The 18,575-nt window shown below is 66.9% G+C and carries 16 protein-coding genes and 1 tRNA gene; 9 read left to right on the top strand and 8 right to left on the bottom strand.

The window, feature by feature from the left end:
• Positions 1 to 23: 23 nt before the first annotated feature.
• The 4 genes from G3I17_RS31200 (at position 24) to G3I17_RS31185 (ending at position 3,581) form a co-directional block, all read left to right on the top strand.
• Positions 24 to 794, top strand: coding sequence for a hypothetical protein (locus G3I17_RS31200; protein WP_164601281.1), 771 nt, complete (start codon positions 24 to 26; stop codon positions 792 to 794).
• Positions 791 to 1,618 carry a DUF4097 family beta strand repeat-containing protein gene (locus G3I17_RS31195; protein ID WP_164601279.1) on the top strand — a complete coding sequence of 276 codons (828 nt, stop codon included), beginning with the start codon at positions 791 to 793 and terminating at the stop codon, positions 1,616 to 1,618. The genes G3I17_RS31200 and G3I17_RS31195 overlap by 4 nt, the downstream gene beginning before the upstream one ends.
• A gap of 65 nt (positions 1,619 to 1,683) precedes the next feature.
• Positions 1,684 to 1,902, top strand: coding sequence for a hypothetical protein (locus G3I17_RS31190; protein ID WP_164601277.1), 219 nt, complete (start codon positions 1,684 to 1,686; stop codon positions 1,900 to 1,902).
• A 122-nt stretch (positions 1,903 to 2,024) separates the two neighbouring features.
• A complete protein-coding gene (locus tag G3I17_RS31185; RefSeq protein ID WP_164601275.1) occupies positions 2,025 to 3,581 on the top strand; it encodes a hypothetical protein in 1,557 nt (518 codons plus the stop codon).
• A gap of 79 nt (positions 3,582 to 3,660) precedes the next feature.
• Here the strand turns inward: G3I17_RS31185 and dcd are convergent, their stop codons facing one another.
• A complete protein-coding gene (gene dcd / locus G3I17_RS31180) occupies positions 3,661 to 4,236 on the bottom strand; it encodes a dCTP deaminase (protein WP_164601273.1) in 576 nt (191 codons plus the stop codon).
• 159 nt (positions 4,237 to 4,395) lie between these two features.
• Complete coding sequence (locus G3I17_RS41230) at positions 4,396 to 4,836, bottom strand: MarR family transcriptional regulator (protein ID WP_164601271.1); 441 nt, start codon at positions 4,834 to 4,836, stop codon at positions 4,396 to 4,398.
• 235 nt (positions 4,837 to 5,071) lie between these two features.
• Here G3I17_RS41230 and G3I17_RS31170 point away from each other — a divergent pair.
• Positions 5,072 to 5,145: transfer RNA gene (locus tag G3I17_RS31170), tRNA-Gly, on the top strand.
• A gap of 819 nt (positions 5,146 to 5,964) precedes the next feature.
• Positions 5,965 to 7,110, top strand: coding sequence for a hypothetical protein (locus G3I17_RS31165; protein WP_164601210.1), 1,146 nt, complete (start codon positions 5,965 to 5,967; stop codon positions 7,108 to 7,110).
• An 80-nt stretch (positions 7,111 to 7,190) separates the two neighbouring features.
• On the opposite strand, the gene G3I17_RS31160 is transcribed toward G3I17_RS31165, so the two are convergent.
• Positions 7,191 to 7,634 carry a GNAT family N-acetyltransferase gene (locus G3I17_RS31160; protein WP_164601269.1) on the bottom strand — a complete coding sequence of 148 codons (444 nt, stop codon included), beginning with the start codon at positions 7,632 to 7,634 and terminating at the stop codon, positions 7,191 to 7,193.
• A gap of 255 nt (positions 7,635 to 7,889) precedes the next feature.
• Here G3I17_RS31160 and G3I17_RS31155 point away from each other — a divergent pair, with 255 nt between their 5' ends.
• Positions 7,890 to 8,291: a hypothetical protein gene (locus G3I17_RS31155; protein ID WP_164601267.1), complete on the top strand. Its 402-nt coding sequence runs from the start codon at positions 7,890 to 7,892 to the stop codon at positions 8,289 to 8,291.
• Positions 8,292 to 8,881: 590 nt separating this feature from the next.
• Here G3I17_RS31155 and G3I17_RS31150 read toward each other — a convergent pair.
• Together G3I17_RS31150 and G3I17_RS31145 are read right to left on the bottom strand one after the other, a co-directional pair.
• Entirely contained in the window at positions 8,882 to 11,785 is a 2,904-nt protein-coding gene (locus G3I17_RS31150) for a M36 family metallopeptidase (RefSeq protein ID WP_164601265.1), read from the bottom strand.
• Between the two features lie 86 nt (positions 11,786 to 11,871).
• Positions 11,872 to 12,873 carry a hypothetical protein gene (locus G3I17_RS31145; RefSeq protein WP_164601263.1) on the bottom strand — a complete coding sequence of 334 codons (1,002 nt, stop codon included), beginning with the start codon at positions 12,871 to 12,873 and terminating at the stop codon, positions 11,872 to 11,874.
• 236 nt (positions 12,874 to 13,109) lie between these two features.
• Here G3I17_RS31145 and G3I17_RS31140 point away from each other — a divergent pair, with 236 nt between their 5' ends.
• Positions 13,110 to 13,655 carry a hypothetical protein gene (locus G3I17_RS31140; protein WP_164601261.1) on the top strand — a complete coding sequence of 182 codons (546 nt, stop codon included), beginning with the start codon at positions 13,110 to 13,112 and terminating at the stop codon, positions 13,653 to 13,655.
• Between the two features lie 55 nt (positions 13,656 to 13,710).
• Here G3I17_RS31140 and G3I17_RS31135 read toward each other — a convergent pair whose 3' ends face one another.
• Together G3I17_RS31135 and adh are read right to left on the bottom strand one after the other, a co-directional pair.
• Complete coding sequence (locus tag G3I17_RS31135; RefSeq protein WP_164601259.1) at positions 13,711 to 14,088, bottom strand: DUF779 domain-containing protein; 378 nt, start codon at positions 14,086 to 14,088, stop codon at positions 13,711 to 13,713.
• A 5-nt stretch (positions 14,089 to 14,093) separates the two neighbouring features.
• On the bottom strand, positions 14,094 to 15,617 hold the full coding sequence (adh, locus tag G3I17_RS31130; protein WP_164601257.1) for an aldehyde dehydrogenase: 1,524 nt from the start codon (positions 15,615 to 15,617) through the stop codon (positions 14,094 to 14,096).
• 130 nt (positions 15,618 to 15,747) lie between these two features.
• On the opposite strand from adh, the gene G3I17_RS31125 reads away from it, so the two are divergent.
• Positions 15,748 to 17,226: a helix-turn-helix domain-containing protein gene (locus G3I17_RS31125; RefSeq protein WP_164601255.1), complete on the top strand. Its 1,479-nt coding sequence runs from the start codon at positions 15,748 to 15,750 to the stop codon at positions 17,224 to 17,226.
• A 175-nt stretch (positions 17,227 to 17,401) separates the two neighbouring features.
• Here G3I17_RS31125 and G3I17_RS31120 read toward each other — a convergent pair whose 3' ends face one another.
• Positions 17,402 to 18,433, bottom strand: coding sequence for a LacI family DNA-binding transcriptional regulator (locus tag G3I17_RS31120; protein ID WP_164601253.1), 1,032 nt, complete (start codon positions 18,431 to 18,433; stop codon positions 17,402 to 17,404).
• Positions 18,434 to 18,575: the final 142 nt, after the last annotated feature.

Genomic DNA, 18,575 nt, shown 5'->3' with positions numbered 1-18,575 from the left:
CACTCTGACGTCAGTATTGCGTCATGGAACTTGATCACTATCTCGAATCGGTCCGCCGTAGCGTGGAGAACGCCACCGCGCTGGCCGACGACCAAACTCGCTCGGTGGCTCAGCGCCTCGGAGCAACGCTGGATGACGCGGGCCGGCTGGCCCTCATCTCAGCCCTGTCCGACGCCGCCGGTGAGATCAGCCGCGAGCTGTCGCCCGGATCGGTCGAGCTCCGGATGGCCGGTGGCCGTCCCGAGTTCGTCGTGACGCCGGCGCCGAGCCAGCTGACCGGCAACGATGACGACGACCTGGACGACGACGTCGAGCCGGCCGCCGAGGAGCTCGCCCTGGACGCCGACGAGCCGACCGCGCGGATCACGCTGCGGCTGCCGATGTCGGTGAAGAACAAGGTGGACGAGGCCGCGGCCGCCGAGGGCATCTCCTCGAACGCGTGGCTGATGCGCACCGTGATGACGTCGCTGGCCGGTCGCGGTGGCTACGGCCGACCGCCCGGCCCGCCGCGGCCGCCGCGGCCCGGCATCTTCGCGCCGAACGGCCCGCTCGGCCCCGACGGACCGCTCGGCCCCGAGGGCATCTTCGGAAAGGACGGCGTGTTCGGCCCCGAGGGAGTCTTCGGACCGGACGGCATGTTCGGCGACGGACGCCGGGGCGAGCGCGGTGAGCGTCGCGACGAGCGGGCTGAGCGTCGTGGTGAGCGCGAACGGGGCCGCGACCGCGGTCCCGACCATGGACAGCGCCGGGGTGGACGTGGCCCGGGCCAGCGGATGCAGGGGTGGGCACAGTGAGCTACAGCAGCCAGTTGATCGGCGAGCCCGGCGAGATCGACCGGGTCCGGATCGAGATCGGGTCGGGCCTGGTGGAGATCCTGCCCGCCGACGGCGACAAGACTCAGGCCACGATCGACGTCGACCACGGCGACGAGGGTGACGTGGTGTTCGAGCTGGTCAACGGCGAACTGATCGTCGACGGCCCGAAGAACGTCCGCCGCGGCCCGGAGATCCGGGTCCGGATCAGCACCCCGGCCGTCCTGAACGCCCGGATCAAGACCGGCTCCGGTGATATCACCGCGCGGATGCCGCTGGGCGAGGCCCGGCTGTCCACCGGTTCGGGTGAGATCCGCGTCCAGCGGGTCGAGGGCGACCTCGCGGCCATCACCGGCAGCGGCGATGTCCGGGTCGGGCACGCGGCGCAGGGAGTCCGGGCCAAGACCGGCTCCGGTGCCATCGACATCGGCGAGACGGTCGGAACGGCCGGTCTGTCGACGGGCTCCGGCGACGTCCGGGTCGGCGACGCGGCCGGGCCGACGACGGTCAAGGTCGGCTCGGGTGACATCACCATCGAGCGGATTCGGGATCACTCGGTCGCGACCTCCGGCTCCGGCGACGTCCGGGTCGAGTCCGCCGAAGGCCCCAGCGTCCGGGCCGAGACGGCTCGCGGCGACGTCCAGATCGGCGTACCGGACGGTGTGCCGACCTTCCTCGACCTCAAGACGGTCACCGGGCAGATCCGGTGCGAGCTCGAGCCCGGCGAGAAGCCGGCCGAGGGCGAGCACTCGCTGATGCTGCGGGCCCGCACCGTCTCCGGCGACATCACCGTCGTCCGGGTCTGAACCACCAGTACTTCGTACCGCCACCGCACTACTCGTCAACGGGGATCAGTGAGGGGAGAAAGCTCATGATCAGCGAACACCACGAGGTTGCCCGCTACCGGGTGGCCGAGCAGATCCGGGTGGCCGAGATGCGCGCCCGGCGCAACGAACAGCGCGACGCGTTGCGGGCCGACGGCAGCAACGGCGGCCCGAGGCACGAGCTGGCCGGTGTCCTGCGCCGGCTGGCCGACCGGCTCGAGCCGCAGCCGCGCCACCGCCGTACCGGCCTCTCGGTAGTGCGGTGAGATCGATGTCTTATCAGGCACTTTGCAGCTTGTTGCAACGGATCGGTCTGGTCACCACCCCGAACCGCTGACGCTGCTAAGTTGCTGGCGTTCAGCTGTGCTCGAGACTTGGGGAGAAACCGATGTTGCGTCCGTTGGTCGCCGTGACCGCCGCCGCTGTGCTGCTGGCCGGCTGCAGCGGGGGAGACGACAAGAAGTCCGACTCCCCGTCGGAAGGCGACAGCAAGAACTCGGCCTCGACGCCGACCCCGACCACCCCGGAGCTGCCCAGCTTCGACCCGCCGAAGGCCTTCAACGCGGTCGCCGCACTGCCCTACGCGCGGTCCGAGGGGTCGATCGGGCTCGACTACGCCGTGGCCGGCATGGTCGGCAAGGCGGCGCTCTACAGCAACGACACCGGGATGTTCGGTCGCTTGATCGACGGCTCGAGCACCTGGCAGGTGCCCGCCACGGACGTCAAGTCGACCAAGGTCGTCGACGTCCTGAAGCCGGTGGGTGTCCAGCTGGACGGCAAGGAAGTCATCGCCACCGGGTACATCCAGAGCGTCGAGGCGGGCGGCACGCAGAAGGCCCACGCTCAGGTCGCCTTCCAGTGGATCGATCCGGTCGAGGGCAAGCTGGTGTCCAGCGTCACCGTCGACCTCACCCCGGTGATCGGCCCCGGCAGTACCGTCAAGCGGCAGATGTCCTACGCCTACGACACCTCCACCGGACAGTACGTGGTCAGCATCGGCGTCTCGGGGGCGTCCATGTCCCAGCCCGCGAAGTACGACACCGTGGCCGTCTATGCGGATCCGGCGACCAAGAAGGGCGTCGTGATCCCGGCGGTCGAGGCCGCGGGCGTGCTCAACGGCACCGTCGTCGGCGCGACGGCGGATAAGGCCAAGGGGATGAAGGGCCTGTCGATGGTGATCGCCGACGGCAGCACCGGGGCGATCAAGAAGAGCATCCCGACGCCGACGATGACCAACCTCTCGGTGGAGGGGACCGGCGGCAAGCGCGCCTTCATCTCCGGCAGTGGTTACGTTCAGGACACCAAGTACGACCACCACTACCTGAACTCGATGTACGCCGTCGACATCGCCTCCGCGGAGGTGGTCGAGACGAAGATGCCGAACACCCCGGAGGGGATCGGGTTCGACTGCAAGTCCGACCACGTCACCGCCCTGGTCTGCAGCTTCAGCAGCATCAAGGGCGCCGACGGCAACGACATCGACGAGCTCGGCGCGTTCGACGACGCGACCGGCAAGAGGACCTGGAGCTACTCGGAGAAGACCGCCAGCCGGGTCGTCCCCGAAATCACTGCCTTCTACAACGGCTATCTGTACGGCAACGCGCAGTCGCAGCCCGCCGTGCTGGACGCGAAGACCGGACAGGACGTGCCGGTGCCCGCCGCGACACCAGGCGCTACGCCGACCGACGGCGGCTCGCCGACCCCCGGTGGTACGACGCCCACCAACGACTCCGGGCCGACCAGCGGTGCCCCGACCGACGGCCCCGGCAGCACGACGACCGGCGCCGGCGATCCGGGGACCTGGGGCGACACCTCGCTGATCTACGGCGACCCGAGGGCGCCGGAGGCAGTCTCGAAGTACGGCAGCACCTACCTGCTGTCTGGCGGCGGCAAGGCCCCCGTCCTCACCGAGAAGATCCTCGTGGTCCAGAAAGCGACCAGCTGACTCGCGACAGTTGACCCCGTAACGGGACGGGCGTTGTCGCCCAGGCGGGGCGGATGCCCCGCCTGAGGGCCCTGGGAGGTCAGATGCCGCCGCGGAGGAAGTTCTGGTACGAGCGGGACGGGGTCGGGCCGCGCTGGCCCTGGTACCGGGAGCCGTACTTCGCGGAGCCGTACGGGTGCTCGGCGGGGGAGGAGAGCCGGAAGAAACACAGCTGGCCGATCTTCATACCCGGCCAGAGCTTGATCGGCAGGGTCGCCACGTTCGACAGCTCCAGCGTCACGTGGCCGGAGAAGCCGGGATCGATGAACCCGGCGGTCGCGTGGGTGAGCAGGCCGAGCCGGCCCAGCGAGGACTTGCCCTCCACCCGCGCCGCGATGTCGTCCGGCAGTGTCACCCGCTCGAAAGTGGAGCCCAGGACGAACTCGCCGGGATGCAGGATGAACGGCTCATCCGGCTCGGGCTCGACCTCACGAGTCAGGTCGGGCTGTTCCTCGGCCGGATCGATGTGCGGGTAGCGATGGTTCTCGAACACCCGGAAGAATCGGTCCAGCCGTACGTCGACGCTGGACGGCTGCACCATCGCAGCATCGAACGGGTCAAGCCGGACCCGGTTCGCGTCGATTTCGGCCAAGATGTCACGGTCGGAGAGCAGCACGAACGCAACTTACCGCAGCGTGCTGCAACTCCACCTCTCTTGGTGCCTCGGGGCGCCGACGACTGCTCGGTGCCCGTCTCGCCGGACCTGGCCGCGTACTTGTTCCGGAGCCCTCAGCTCCCCGGACCGTCGACGCGGCTACGGGCCTTCGGCAACGGCTCAGTTGGCGAGCTTGTTGAACTTCGAGACCTGGCCGGCGAACGTCTTCACCTGGGCCGGCGACCAGTCCTTCAGCAGGTCCTCGATCACCTTGTGGCGCTTCTTGCGGGCCGCGGCGAGCTTGCGCTTGCCGTTCGCCGTCAGCGTCAGCAGCGTCGCGCGTGCGTCCGACTTGTCGGCGGCCCGCTTCAGCAGGCCTTCTTCCTCGAGTCGCGCGCAGGCCCGGCTGACCGGACCCTTGTCCACCTCGAGTGCCGCGACCAGGTCGGCCATCCGCACCGGTGCGAGCTCCTCGACGTGGTTCAGCAACGCGTACTGCGCCGGCTCCAGATCCGGATGCGCCTCGTCCGACAGCGTCCGCTGCAGACTGCGCAGCCGGCGAGCGAGCGTGACGAGCTCCTTCTCCAGGTTCTCCAGCGCGTCGTTAGTGTCAGTTGCCACCGTTCACCCCTTCTTTTTCAGTTGCCCCGCAACCAGCTTGTCCGGCCCCAGTCAGGACCGCATCCTCACGTTGCGTCGAATGTTGCCCCCGGCAACGCGTTCTAATCTGCCAGAAGATGACCGGCCTGCCCAGTCCTGGGCGCGCCCTTTGTGGAAAACTGCCCGATAACCCCCTGTGCAAACCGCCCAGCCGACCAGGTATGATCCTCTGAGTCCGCCGGTGATCGGCGGCCCCGCGGGTGTAGTTCAATGGCAGAACATCAGCTTCCCAAGCTGACAGTGCGAGTTCGATTCTCGTCACCCGCTCCATTGTCTGAACATGGCAAAAGCCCAGGTCAGGGGGATGTTCCCGGACCTGGGCTTTCTGTTTGCCACCTCGTCACCGCGGGTAGCGTGCCATTAACTCGCCATTAGCTCACTCTCGCCGGTACGCCCGCCGCCTCATCGTCGCCGTCCGGATCATCAGCACCGTCGACGTGCTCTGCGCTGCGCCTGCCATCGATGCCAGGTGAAGCCTCCAACTCGCCCGGCCGACCATTCAAACTCTGCATAGCCCTGGCCTTGGTTGCCTTCCCGTCCTTCTTCTTGGCCTTCCGCTCCTTCTTGTTGGCCCCATCCGTGCCATCAGATCATTGGTCGTCGCCCTACTCCCGGCCGCCAGCATGTTGCCCGTGTGCCGGAGATCGTGGAAGTGCAGATTCGGTACGCCGATGCTCACCACCGCCCGCCAGGTCGTGAGCTTGTTGAAGCTAGAGCGACGGATCGGCAGCCCAGACACCAGCGAGAACAGCAATGCATCCGGCGCCGATGCACAGTGCTCATCAAGGTGAGCACGAAGCAGAGTGACCAGAGCAATCGGGATGGCGACAGTGCGAACGCCGGCGCGAGACTTCGGCGTGCCGAGGTGAGACCTTCTCCCCGTACTTCGAGGTACTGCTGTCGGACGCGAACGCTCGCCCTGTCGACGTCGATGTCCTGCCGCTGAAGTGTGGTGATCTCCGAAAGGGTCGTTCGTCTGCTGGCCCGACGGCCGTCTGAGGCGTAGCCGAGGAGGGACTGGCGATGAGCGGTGGATTCGCGTAGACCCGATACGGTCTGGAGCGTCACTCCGACCCTCGGGAGGACTTTGTGACGCGGCTCCCAATTCTCGAAAGCACTGTCAAGCAGCTCTACGGCACGGCCACCACGTGCGCGCATCCTGAGTGCGATGAAAAGCTGCTCAGGTGGGTTGATGCTCTCCGCACGCCCGTGTTGAACTCGCGCATCGCACACATCTGCGCTGCCTCGGCGCTGGGTCCTCGCTACGACCAAGCCATGACGGACGAGGATCGTAGAGCGTTCGGCAACCTAATCCTCCTCTGCCTGCCGCACGCTGAAGAGGTCGATCTGAAGGCACTCGCTGCCGTCTACCCGGTGGAGACCCTTCGCCGTTGGAAGGCCGTCCAGCTCCAAGCCCCCCCAGCCAAATCTCCTGAGCTGCCTGAAGGCCTGCTCGAACGCGCCGTGCTCCTATCCATGGGAGACGTCCTGATGGACTTTCGCGACGCAACGATCGATCTCGGTGGTAAGGCTGCCTTAGCGCCCGGCGCGGGTGGCTCGGGTGGTGGAGCTATCGGACCGGGCGCGAGGGGAGGCGACGGAGGGCCCGGCGGCGGCCATCACACATTCGCGGTGACGGGCCTACAAGTGCTTGGCGAGGTTCCGATTGAGATTGGTCAGGGAGGTCGGTTTGGGGTTGACGGCTTGCCCGGCGAAGCCGGAGGACACACACGCTTTGGTGCTGTCATCACACCCGGCGGCGGTCGCGATACGCATTCGCCGTTCCCCGAGGCCCTCGCCGAGATCGTGACGACCTCGGTCTCTTCAGCTCTGTTCGCCAACTATGCCGAGATGAACAACGGTCTCAGTTACCTCATTGGTGCAGGCTGGTCCTCGTACGAGGTTGTCGAACTCCCGGGCCCCTTCCGCGCCGCTCTGTGGGTCTGGGTCGATGTGTCTTGGACCGACATCGAACCTGGAACAGAGATTCCCATCGAGCTGATCGTCGAGTTGATCACCCCCAGCAAGACAGCGACGTTCAGCAAGAAGGCCGCCACGATCGTCGCTCCGCCCGAACGTGACGGGTTCGATCGGGCGACGTTCGGGTTCTCTGTGGTTGGCACCCTTCATGACGCAGGCCTGCACGTACTCGATCTCTCGTGCAACACCGGGGCTCGCCTTGGCCAGTACCTCAAGGTCGTCACCAAACCTTCGCCTGAAGGACCAACTACATGACGCTGCCGAGTTGACCTCTTAAGACCTCCGATGGGTTCTAGGTGTCAAGTTGCAGGCTGTCGATCCCGAGCTGGCGAGAGTTAGTGAACCAATGAGGGGTCTGTGGAGCGGCGCATGAGCAGCGAGCTGCCGACCTGGTCGGTGAATCCCCAGCGGCTGTAGAAGGGAACGAGTTCGGGCTGGCAGACCAGTTCGATGCTCCGCACCTGTGACAGTTGGGGATTCTGGACGATGGCATCCAGCAACACGGCGCCGTAGCCTGATCCCCGTAGCGCTGGCGCAACGACGACGTCTAGCACCAGCGCGACGTGGGCGTAGTCCGTCAGAACTCGAGCGAAGCCGACGATCTCGCCGTGCGAAGAATCGACCAGGACCACAACGATGTCCGATTCTCGCAGAATCAATCTGGTCTCTTCGATTGTCCGATTGGCCATCCACCACGTGGAGCCAAACAGCTCCATCAGTCCGGCTAGGTGCTGTTCATCGACCTCGTGGCGGATGCGGACTTTCTCGTTACTGTTCATGCTTTAGTTTCGCGACGCGCCGGGGTCACGGGTTGTTGCTCAGGCCGCGGCTGTTTTGGGCATGGAGCCGACTCCGAAGGCACGTTCGGGTCGGAGGGCAGGGCTGCTGCCGTTGTGTCACCAGTTCCATGAAGCCACGAGGGCTAGCCCGGGATTGCCCGTCCGGGAGGTTGCATGTTGTTGCAATGCGCTCCGGGCGTGGCGCGGCGGCTCCCGGGCTAGCGTTGTTTTGCTGTGTTCTAGCAGGAACACGAAATGTCTGACCATGAGAGCGAGTATGAAATGTTTCGTCGGGTTGGATTCGCCGCCGCTGTTCTTTTCCTGGCGGTTACTGGTTCGGTCGTCACGGCTGGAACCAGTCAGGCTGCGAGGTTGATCGGTGGGCACTACGGAAGTGCTAACAGTTGCTACAACGTGATCAACAACAGCGCTGACCTCAAAGCGCACAAATCATTCTGTTCGAACACTGATGGCGCTTGGCAGATTTGGCAGTGGTTGGTCGGCGAGCAGGCCAAATTCTATGGCGGTCAGTACGGGAGACTGGATGGCTGCTACAACGGAATCTACGTGACTACAGAACTGAAAGAAGGACAGGCGTTCTGCAATGTCGGCTCCGACGGGGTTTACCACATCTACCAGTGGGGCGTTGTCGGCTAATTCTTGATCCGGTCTGCTGTGGGGCTCCTGCATGCGCGGGAGCCGCACAGTCTTCTGTAGTGCTGCCCTGCTCACCCCGTCGGCGCCGCGGCACGCTGGGAACCGTCACCAACCTGCCGACGAGCACGTTAGCGCCGGCCAGGAGCGAGCCCGGTCCGTGCCCTCTTCGTGCCCGATCAGATGGACAAGCTCGGGCAATGCAGGTAAACGGCGGTAAGTCGCATCCAGAAACGCACTACACTCACGCCTGGCTGAGCGGGGAGAGCGATGACAAGTCTGTTCCCAAGCTGACCGTGCGAGTTCGATTCTCGTCACCCGCTCCAGTCCGACCCCAGGCCGATGGCCTGGGGTTTTTCGCTGTCCGGGGAGTTTCAGATCCGGGGGACGTGGGTAGTACCGGCGTCCGCGGGCGAGATGGTTGCTTGGTCAGTGGCGGCATTCCCATTTCAAATAGCCCCTCATTTGTCCTTGCAAACCAGGGGTGACAACCATTCCACACCGATGCAACTGCGAGAGGTCGAGGCGCCGGGAAAGCCGGAAGGCCGGCCGAGTAGGTACTCGGCCGGCCCTCTTGGGTGGTGCTCAGGTGGTTACTTGGTGCCGTAGACCTGGATCTCGGTCATGTCGGTGAACTGGCAGCCGCCGAAGCCGCCGTTCGGGCAGTTCGTGGCGAAGTCCGGGACCTGCGGGCTCAGCATCACGAACCGGACGAACTTCACGCCGGTGGTGTTGGCGGTCGGCGTGACCTCGTTGTACTTGCCCCGGTTCGCGGCGGTGAATTCACCCTCCTGGGCGGTGGCCCAGGTGGTGCCGTCGACGGACGTCTCGATCCGGTACTTGCCGGTCGAGGCGCTGCCCGGGTCGTTACAGGTGTTGGACGGGTCGATCGAGAACTTGGAGATGTTCACGGCAGCCGGCAACGCGATGTCGATGTTCTTCGGGATCATCACGTTGGTCGGGGTCCCGGCGTTGTCGCCGGTGGTGCTGCCCCAGCCGGTGCCCTGGCTGGAGTCGATCGCGTACTGCGGACCACACTGCGGCGAGAAGTCCGGACCGGTGAACGCCGCCACCGAACCGCCGCCGGACGCTGCCGCCCAGTTGCGCCGCGGTGCGAAGTTGGCAGTGGTGCCGCCGGCCTTGACCGCCAGCGCGTTGCCCAGGACCTCGTAGCCCGCGCCCGAGACGACGAACTTGCCGTAGGTGCCCGGCAGGACGTTGTTGATCGTGTACTTGCCTCCTGCGCCGGTCACGGCGGAGTAGTCACCCGCGTAGCCGGAGGCGTGACCGCCGATGAAGACGAGCGCGCCAGGCACCGGGGCGCCGGTGTCCTTGTCGGTCACAGCGCCGGAGATGCTCGTGGTGGCACCGGTCGGCGGGATGTGGAAGTCCTCGACCGGGTGCGAGTCGCCACCGTCGAGAGCGCCGGCGAACCAGCCCATGCCACGGTTGGCGAAGACCTGCCAGATGATCTTGGCGTTCTTGCCGCCGCTGGCGACCAGGTCGGCCTGGACGATCGCGTTGCGCATGTCCAGCATCGTCGGGTCGGCGGTGGACAGCTCCATCGCGCGGGTGATGATGCTCAGCGCGTAGGTCCGGCCGAAGCGCTCACGTAGGTCCCACAGCGTCTGGGCCCAGACCTCACCGGAGGCGTGCACCTCCGGCGTACCGCCGATGGTCGGGAAGTCGCCGTAGGTGTAGCCACCGATCGAGTCGTCGATACCGACGCAGTTCGGGCTGACCGCCTTCACGCGGCAGTCATTGGCCTGGGTGCGGATGCTGCCGCCACCGGTGACGTACTTGCCCTCGAGCACCTCGCCGGGGGCCTTGGTGTCCTTTTCCAGACCGTGCGAGACCAGGTAGTCGAGCGCGTAGAAGTCGCTCCACGCCTCACCCATCGAGCCGGCCTGGATGCTGTTCAGCGTCGAGTTGCCGGTGGCGTCGACGACCAGACGGTTCGACAGACCGTGGGTGTACTCGTGGTACAGGATGTCGGCCGCGTTGGAGGAGCTGGTGGCGACGGTGGTGTCGTCACCGGCCGCGCCGAACAGGTACATCTGCATGACCGGCGGGGTGCCGTCCGGCGGGGTGTTCATGTTCGCGTTGTTGACGTGGTTGGCGTCCGGGCCGCCGTCCGCACCGGTGGCCGCGCCGTCCAGCGCGTTCAGCTGTACCGGGTCGCCGCCGGCGGCGTCGAAGCTACCGGCCGCCGGGGTGAAGCTGATCGGCGGCTTGGCCAGCCAGTCGTGGAAGTTGCTGGCCAGGTAGAAGCCGTTGGTGACGTCCTGGTTCATGTTGGTCTTCCAGGAGTCCGGCGTGGCCGGGTCCCAGGAGCAGAGCGCGGTCGCCGTGCAGAGCGCGTTCGACTGGAACGGGACGAGCTTGTACTCCGAGCCCGTCTTCGTCCCCGGCACCTTGACGGTCTCGCCGGCGTTCGGCTCGCCGTCGTCGTTGACATCGGCGAAGGCCTGGACCGAGGTGCCCTCGAGGAGCGTCTTCGCGCCCTTCTTCAGCCACTTGTTGTAGATCAGGTTCTCGGTGCGCTGCGTGCCACCCTTGGCGGCACCCGGGTAGTTGTCGGTCACCAGTGCGTCGCCGGCGCCTTCGCTGACCAGGTCGCGGCGGTACAGCAGGCCACCGGTCTGGGCGTCGATGACGTGGCTGTAGCTCTTCGAGCCACCGGCCTGGACGTAGGTCAGCCAGCTTTTGCGCAGCCCGTCGGCGGTGTTGAACCAGACCGGCTTGACGGTGTCGCCATTGCTGTACTTGGTGACGGCTCCGGACTTCGTCGCGGTGGCCGAGGCAACCTTGCCGTCGACGTCCTCGGCGGCCGCGGACCGGGCCGCGCCGGCGCTCAGGGAGGGAGCGGCCGAGCGGGCCTCCGCCTTCGCGACCAGGCCGGCGATCGGCGCGCCGAGCAGCGAGATCAACTCGCCCTTCTTGGTCACGTTGGCCTTCAGGCCGTTGCTGAACACCTCGATGCCGTCGACCTCCTGGACCCAGGAGATGTGGTGGGTGCCGAGGTCGTCGACGTAGTCCTTGCGCAGCTTGAGGGTGCCGAGGTCGGACTCCGACAGTTTGAAGACCTCCGGGTGCGCCTTGACGTAGCTCAGCGCGATCTCGGTCGCCTTCTTGCTGCTCGCGGCGGTGAGGAAGCCGTTGAGCTTGGTCACCTGCTCAGGGGTGCCGGTGTTGGGGTCGACCGACACCACACCCTGGCTGCCCAGCGAGTTCCGGAACTTCTCCGACGCCACGGTCTCCTTGCCGACTGCCTTGGCGGCGCGGGCGTAGTCCGTGCGGGCGCTCGGGGTACGGGCGTCGTAGTTGCCCTTACGTTCCTTCGACTCGATCGACTTGGTGCTCTCGCCTGAGGCCTTCGGGTCCGGGTTGGCGCTGGTGGCTGCCACCGCGCCACCGCCGGCTGTTACAGCCAGGACTGTGGTGGCGCCGACGGCAGTGACTGCCAGGAGCCCCCGTCCCTTGCCAGAAACATTCACAACAACGCTCCAGAGAAAGTTTCGCGGCTCGCCTCCACGACCCGTCCGGGCAGACCTTAAGCCTGCTGAATCGACGCGGGGAAGGGTTATCCCCGGAATGACGCTGAAGCGAGGGTTGTCCTTCGTGCACGGAGCAGTACCAGCAGCGACAGCACGAGGGTCGCGGTGAGCAACGATCCGGCTGCAAAGAGTGTCGAGCGCCCTGGATGGACAAGGGACTCGCCGCGTTGCGCCTGCCAGATGGCCAGCCAGATCAGCCCGCCGTATGACGCGGCGGCGATCCACACCAGGGCGGTCCGTGGGCCCTCTGGGCGTAGTACCGGGAACCGGCGGGCGAGCAGAACGAGGCCGAGGGCAACCAATGGGATCAGCTGCAGCGCGTGGATGCCGAGGAAGTGCCCGACCCGCAGATCGCCGCCTTCGGTGCTCCAGCCGGTGATCGGCATCCCCGGGCCGCCGTCTTCGACGCCGACCGAGTGCGCGCCGAAGAAGTCCTCCCGGCCGGTCTCCGCGAGTGCCTTCTCCTGGGTCGGCGTGGTGCGGAACATCAGGGTGCCGGCCAGCATGCCGATCAGGCTGGTACCGAGCGCGAGCCGGATACTCCAGCGCAGCGCCTTGTCACCCGGCTTGTCGAAGAGCAGCTGAACGGCGATCACGAAGATCGCGAACCAGATCACGTAGACCGTCTGCGCCATCAGGTCGTGCATCAGGGTGTCGGTCGGGGTGGACTGGTTGAAGTGCAGCTGGCGGCCGCGCACCACGACTTGGCCGGTGATGATCACCATCTCGGCCGCCATCCCCGCGGCGGCCGCGGTACCCATCCACCAGCCGAGCCGGCGGGCCTTGGTCTGCAAGGACAGCAACCAGGCCAGCGTCAGGCTGTACGCCGCGAAGCTCATCGCGAACTTGAGCGGCTTCATCCAGATCGGATGACCGAGCAGCTGCCGATCGTCGAACAACGCCCCCACGATGCCGACCACGACCATCACAGCTAGCGCGATCGACACCGCCACCAAGGGCCGGTGCAGCCGCTGCGGCCGCCCCGGCAACGCCGGTACTACGGTTCGGATTTCCCCCACAGTTGTCATACATCGATCTTCGGCAGCCCACTGGATTGACACAGGGGCAGCAAACCCCCAACCGATGGTGGTGCTGGACCTACCCTGAGCTCAACCCTCAGTGAGGTTCCCGGGCGAGTTCAGGGTCCAGCGCCCCAGCAGCGTGGCCATCACCAGACTCATCATGGCCACTCCGAGTGTGGCCTGCGAGACCTGACGGCGAAAACCCGTGGTGGAGATACCGGCCTCACGCCTAGCGTCGACCCATGTCCCTGATCGACCAGGCCCGGTCCTTGCAGACCGAAGCACACGAACTCCTGGAACGGCTCGAACTGGAGCGGGCGTTTCCGTCCTTCGATCCACCCCAGCTGATCGGCAGCGCGCGGTCGGGGCTGATGGTGCTGCGGGATATCGACGTTATGTTCACAGCGCCGGATGCCGCCGTGAGCGCGGTACTGGCGGGGCTTGCCGACATCGCCCAGCGGGTCGAGTTGCAGTCCGTGGACTTCCGTGACGAACGCGAGGATCGCCGGCCCACCCCACAGTTGACGGACGAGAGGTTCTACGCAGTGCTCCAGCACGCCGGCTGGAAGATCGAACTGACCATCTGGCTGCACGCCGTCGAACGGCCGCATGTCGCCGATGCGCTGCGCGTCCAGGCATCGAAGGATGAGGAGAAGGAAGCGATCCTCCAGCTCAAGAGCAGCTATCCCGGCTACCCCGAGGTCGTCGGCGGGTCCGACATCTATCCCGCCGTACTTGACCACGGCGTCCGTAGTACCGAGGAACTCGCCGCGTATCTGGACAACTGAGAGTGCCGGCCGTCCGGCAACGCCACCGGGCGGCCGGCACTCGTTCGAGGGTGGGTCAGAGGAGGCCGAGGGCTTCGGACTCCTGGTCGCTGAAGAGGCGGGAGCGGATCAGGAAGCGGACGCCTTCGGGGGCCTCCACCGAGAAGCCGCTGCCGCGGCCTTTGACGACGTCGACGGTGAGGTGGGTGTGCTTCCAGTACTCGTACTGGTTCTTCGACATCCAGAACGAGATCGGCCGGGCTAGCCCGGCGACGGCCAGATCGCCCAGCTGGATGTCCGCGTTGCCGGTTTTGAACTCGCCGTCCGGGTAGCACATCGGGGAGCTGCCGTCGCAGCAGCCGCCGGACTGATGGAACATCAGCGGGCCATGGATCTCGGTGAGACGGCGGAGCAACTCCGCCGCCTCCTCCGTGTAGGAAACCCTGTCGACCATGGGGGTTAGAAGAAGCCGAGCTTGTCGGGCGAGTAGCTGACCAGCAGGTTCTTGGTCTGCTGGTAGTGATCGAGCATCATCTTGTGGTTCTCGCGCCCGATCCCGGAGTTCTTGTACCCGCCGAAGGCCGCGTGCGCCGGGTAGGCGTGGTAGCAGTTCGTCCAGACCCGGCCGGCCTGGATCTCGCGGCCCGCCCGGTACGCCGTGTTCATGTCGCGCGTCCAGACCCCGGCGCCCAGCCCGTAGAGGGTGTCGTTGGCGGTCTTGATCGCGTCGGCGTAGTCGTCGAACTTGGCCACCGAGACGACCGGGCCGAAGATCTCCTCCTGGAAGATCCGCATCTTGTTGTCGCCCTCGAAGATCGTCGGCTGGATGTAGTAGCCACCGCTCAGGTCGCCGTCGAGCTCGGCCTTCTCGCCGCCGGTGATCACCTTGGCGCCCTCGGCCTTGCCGATGTCGATGTACGACAGGATCTTCTCGTACTGGTCGTTGCTGGCCTGTGCGCCCATCATCGTGTCGGTGTCCAGCGGGTTGCCCTGCTTGACCGCCTCGGTCCGCGCCTTCGCATCCGACAGGAACGAGTCGTAGATACCGGCCTGGATCAGCGCGCGGGACGGGCAGGTGCAGACCTCGCCCTGGTTCAGCGCGAACATCGTGAAGCCCTCGAGTGCCTTGTCGTAGAAGGCGTCGTTGCTGGCCGCGACGTCGTCGAAGAAGATGTTCGGGCTCTTGCCACCGAGCTCCAGCGTCACCGGGATGATGTTCTCCGAGGCGTACTGCATGATCAGCCGGCCGGTCGTGGTCTCACCAGTGAACGCGACCTTGGCGACTCTGTTGCTAGAGGCAAGCGGTTTGCCGGCCTCGACGCCGAACCCGTTGACGATGTTCAGCACACCCGGCGGGATCAGGTCGGCGATCAGCTCCATCAGCACGTGGATGGAGGCCGGCGTCTGCTCGGCCGGCTTCAGTACGACGGCGTTGCCGGCCGCGAGCGCGGGCGCCAGCTTCCAGGTCGCCATCAGGATCGGGAAGTTCCACGGGATGATCTGGGCGACCACGCCGAGCGGCTCGTGGAAGTGGTAGGCGACGGTGTCCTCGTCGACCTGCGAGAGCGAGCCCTCCTGCGCGCGCAGCGCGCCGGCGAAGTACCGGAAGTGGTCGACCGCCAGCGGCATGTCCGCGGCCAGCGTCTCGCGGACCGCCTTGCCGTTGTCCCAGGTCTCGGCGACGGCGAGCAGTTCGAGGTTGTCCTCGATCGTGTCCGCGATCTTGTTCAGGATGTTCGCGCGCTCCGCCGCCGACGTCCGGCCCCAGCCCGGCGCCGCCCCGTGGGCGGCGTCGAGGGCGGCCTCGACGTCGTCGGCGGTGCCCCGCGCGATCTCGGTGAAGTTCTCACCGGTCACCGGAGTCGGATTCTCGAAATACCCGCCCTTGGCCGGCGGTACCCACTCGCCGCCGATGAAGTGGTCGTAGCGCGACTTGAACTCGATCGGGGAGCCGTCGCTGCCTGGAGCTGCATAGATCGTCATTGGTCCTCCTGCAGAAAAGAGCGTTGAATCGCAACGTAGGCCGCCGGACGTTGCATCGACGTTGCATGCCGGCTCACTCTCGATGCCGGCCCGCTCTTGAATGCGTGCACGTTCCGAGTGAGGCTGGAGCGTGGACGCACCGGAGCAGGCGCGCCGGCTCAGTGAGCTGTACGACGAGGTGCTCGGTGGAGGCCGTGTGCCCGGTGTCCCGCGCCCGCTGGAACCGAGGCGGCTGGAGCCCAGGCCGTTGGTCGCCGAGTCCTGGCAACGATCGCTGGCGGCGTCGGTGGACCCCGAGCTCGACGGACCGCCACTGGTCCTGGCGGCCGAGCTGTTGGAGTCCCTTCGCGAAGCACACCCGTTGCGCGCGGTGCTGCCGATTCTCCGGGCGACTCTGACGAGCATCGCGGACGAGGCCTCCCACATCATGATCGTCACCGACGCCCAGGGGCTGATCCTCTGGCGCGAGGGCGCGGCCGACGTCCGCCGGCAAGCGGACCGGATCGCGCTGACCGAGGGCGCGGTGTGGTCCGAGGCCGCGATCGGTACCAACGGCATGGGTACTGCGCTGGCCGCCGACCAGCCCGTCCAGATCCACTCGGCCGAACACCTGGTCCGCCGGATCCACGCCTGGACCTGTGCCGCGGCGCCGGTGCACGACCCCGACACCGGCAAGGTGATCGGCGCCGTCGACGTCAGCGGTCCGCTGCGTACGGTCCACCCCGCGATGATGGCGCTGGTGACCGCGGCCGCCCAACTCGCCGAAGGGCAGCTCCGGGTCCGGATGGCCACTGCCGACGAGACCCTTCGCGCCCGCAACATGCGTCACCTGATCGCGCTGGGAGATGCTCCCGGCGCCCTGCTCACCCCGACCGGCCGGGTGCTCGCCGTCCAGCCGCTCGCCTGGCTGCCTGATCGCCTGGACGTCTCGACAGGCGCCTCTCGGATCGAGCTCGGCGACGGCCGCGAAGCCGTGGTCGAGCAGCTGGACGAGGGCTATCTATTACGCATTCCAGGCCCGGTACGCCGTCGCCGCCCGCTGCTGCGACTGAAGCTCCTGGGCTCGGGCCAGCCGGTTGCGACCGTCGGCACCCGGGAGATCGCGTTGACGTTGCGCCGGGCCGAGGTGCTCGCGTTGCTGCTTCTGCACCCCACTGGGCTCACGGCCGAGCAATTGATGCTGCAGCTGTACGGCGACGAGGGCAACCCGGCGACGGTCCGAGCGGAGATGCACCGGCTGCGGAACCTGCTCGGCGAAGGTGTACTCGACACGAAGCCGTACCGAATCGTCGCTGATGTGTCGGGCGACGTCACCGACGTACAGGTCGCTCTGCGGCGCGGTGATCTGGCTGAAGCTGTCGAGCTGTACTCCGGCCCGCTGCTCGGGCGGTCGGATGCACCGGCGCTGCGGGTGGAGCGAGCTGAGCTCGACGCGACGCTGCGCCGCGCGGTACTGGACTCGCCCGATGCCGACCTGCTCTGGCGGTTCGCGCAGACGTCCACGGGAGCCGAGGACCTCGAGGTCTTCGAGGTTCTCGACCGGCAACTGCCCCCGGCCGACCATCGCCGTCCCGCGGTCGCGGCCCGCCTGGATCGGCTGGTCGGCTAGCGCCGTCTCGCCGTGGCTCGTGCCGGTTCCACATGATGGACAGTGGAATTTAAGTGCACTGAACTAGTCTAGTTTCGGTCGCGTGGCCGTCGTGGGTGACTCAGCGTCGCCGTCACGCCCCAGTTCACCATGTCAGCAGTTGAGTCGCGCTACCGGCGCCCAGGCACCGCTATCGCTAACTCAACTGCTGACATGGCGAACTAGCGGGCGGGGCGGCGACCGAGCCGCGCTCGATCAGGGTCGGCTCGACCGTCGTGCGGCGGACCCGGCGGTTGGTGTCGACGGCCGACGTGACCCGGCTCACCACGTCGGCGACCAGGTCGTCGAGCGGCCAGTGGAACGTGGACAGCGGCGGGCTGAGCAGCTGGGACATCGGCTGGTCGTCGTACCCGAGCAGGGACAGCTCGTCGGGGACGACGATGCCGAGCTCCTTACATGCGGCGTACACGCCGAAGGCCATCGAGTCGGCGAGCGCCAGGATGCCGGTCGGCGGGTGATCCGAGGTCAGCAGCTCGCGGGCGACCTTGGCGGCGCCGCCCAGGTCGTGCGGGCAGGGGACGATCCGCACCTTCAGCTTCAGCCCGAACGCGATCCGCTGGGCGATCTCCTCGGCCGGCCGCTCCACCTCGAACCGGCGCGACGGGCTCAGCACGGCGACGTTGCGGTGACCCGCGTCGGCCAGCCGGCGCAGCGCAGTACTGACTCCGGTCTCGTTGTCGAACAGCACCTCGGACTTCGCCTTGGCGGCCGGCAGCGCGTCGCCGATCGCGATCACCGGCGCCTGCTGGGCGATCTTGGCCCAGCCCTTGGCGCCCGGATCGATCGGGATCACCACGATCGCGTCGGCGCGATGGTCGACCAGGTGCTGGGCGAGCTGGAGCTGCCGGTCGGCGTCACCGGCCGAGTCGATGATCCAGGCGTTCCGGTCCGGGGCGAGCAGCTCGCGGCCGAGCGCGGCGGCCAGGCGTTGCTGCCAGAGGTCTTCGAGCGAGGCGCACAGGACGCCGACCGAACCGCTCCGGCCGGAGGCGAGCGCGCGGGCCACGGGGTCGGCCTGGTACCCGAGACGCTCGGCGGCTTCCCGCACCCGCTGCTGCGTCTCCGGCGTTCCTTGCAGACCTCGCAGCGCGTAGGAAACGGCCGCCATCGAGAGGCCGGTCTCCGCTGCGATGTCCTTGAGGGTCGGCCTGCGGCCTGTTCCGGACATGTGATCGACCCTAGGGCACGGCGGGGACAAAAACCTTCCGGCGGATGGACTCTGCTGGGCCGGCGCTTGACAGATCGGGCTTTGAAGCGCTTCACTACGGGTGTCTTGAAGCGCTTCAAAGTCAACCTGGTGAGGGAGGTGA

Source organism: Streptomyces sp. SID13031, assembly GCF_010548305.1.
Classification (GTDB): Bacteria; Actinomycetota; Actinomycetes; order Propionibacteriales; family Kribbellaceae; genus Kribbella.
Note: the sequence above shows the minus strand (reverse complement) of the source record. Positions and strands in the feature narration are given on the sequence as shown.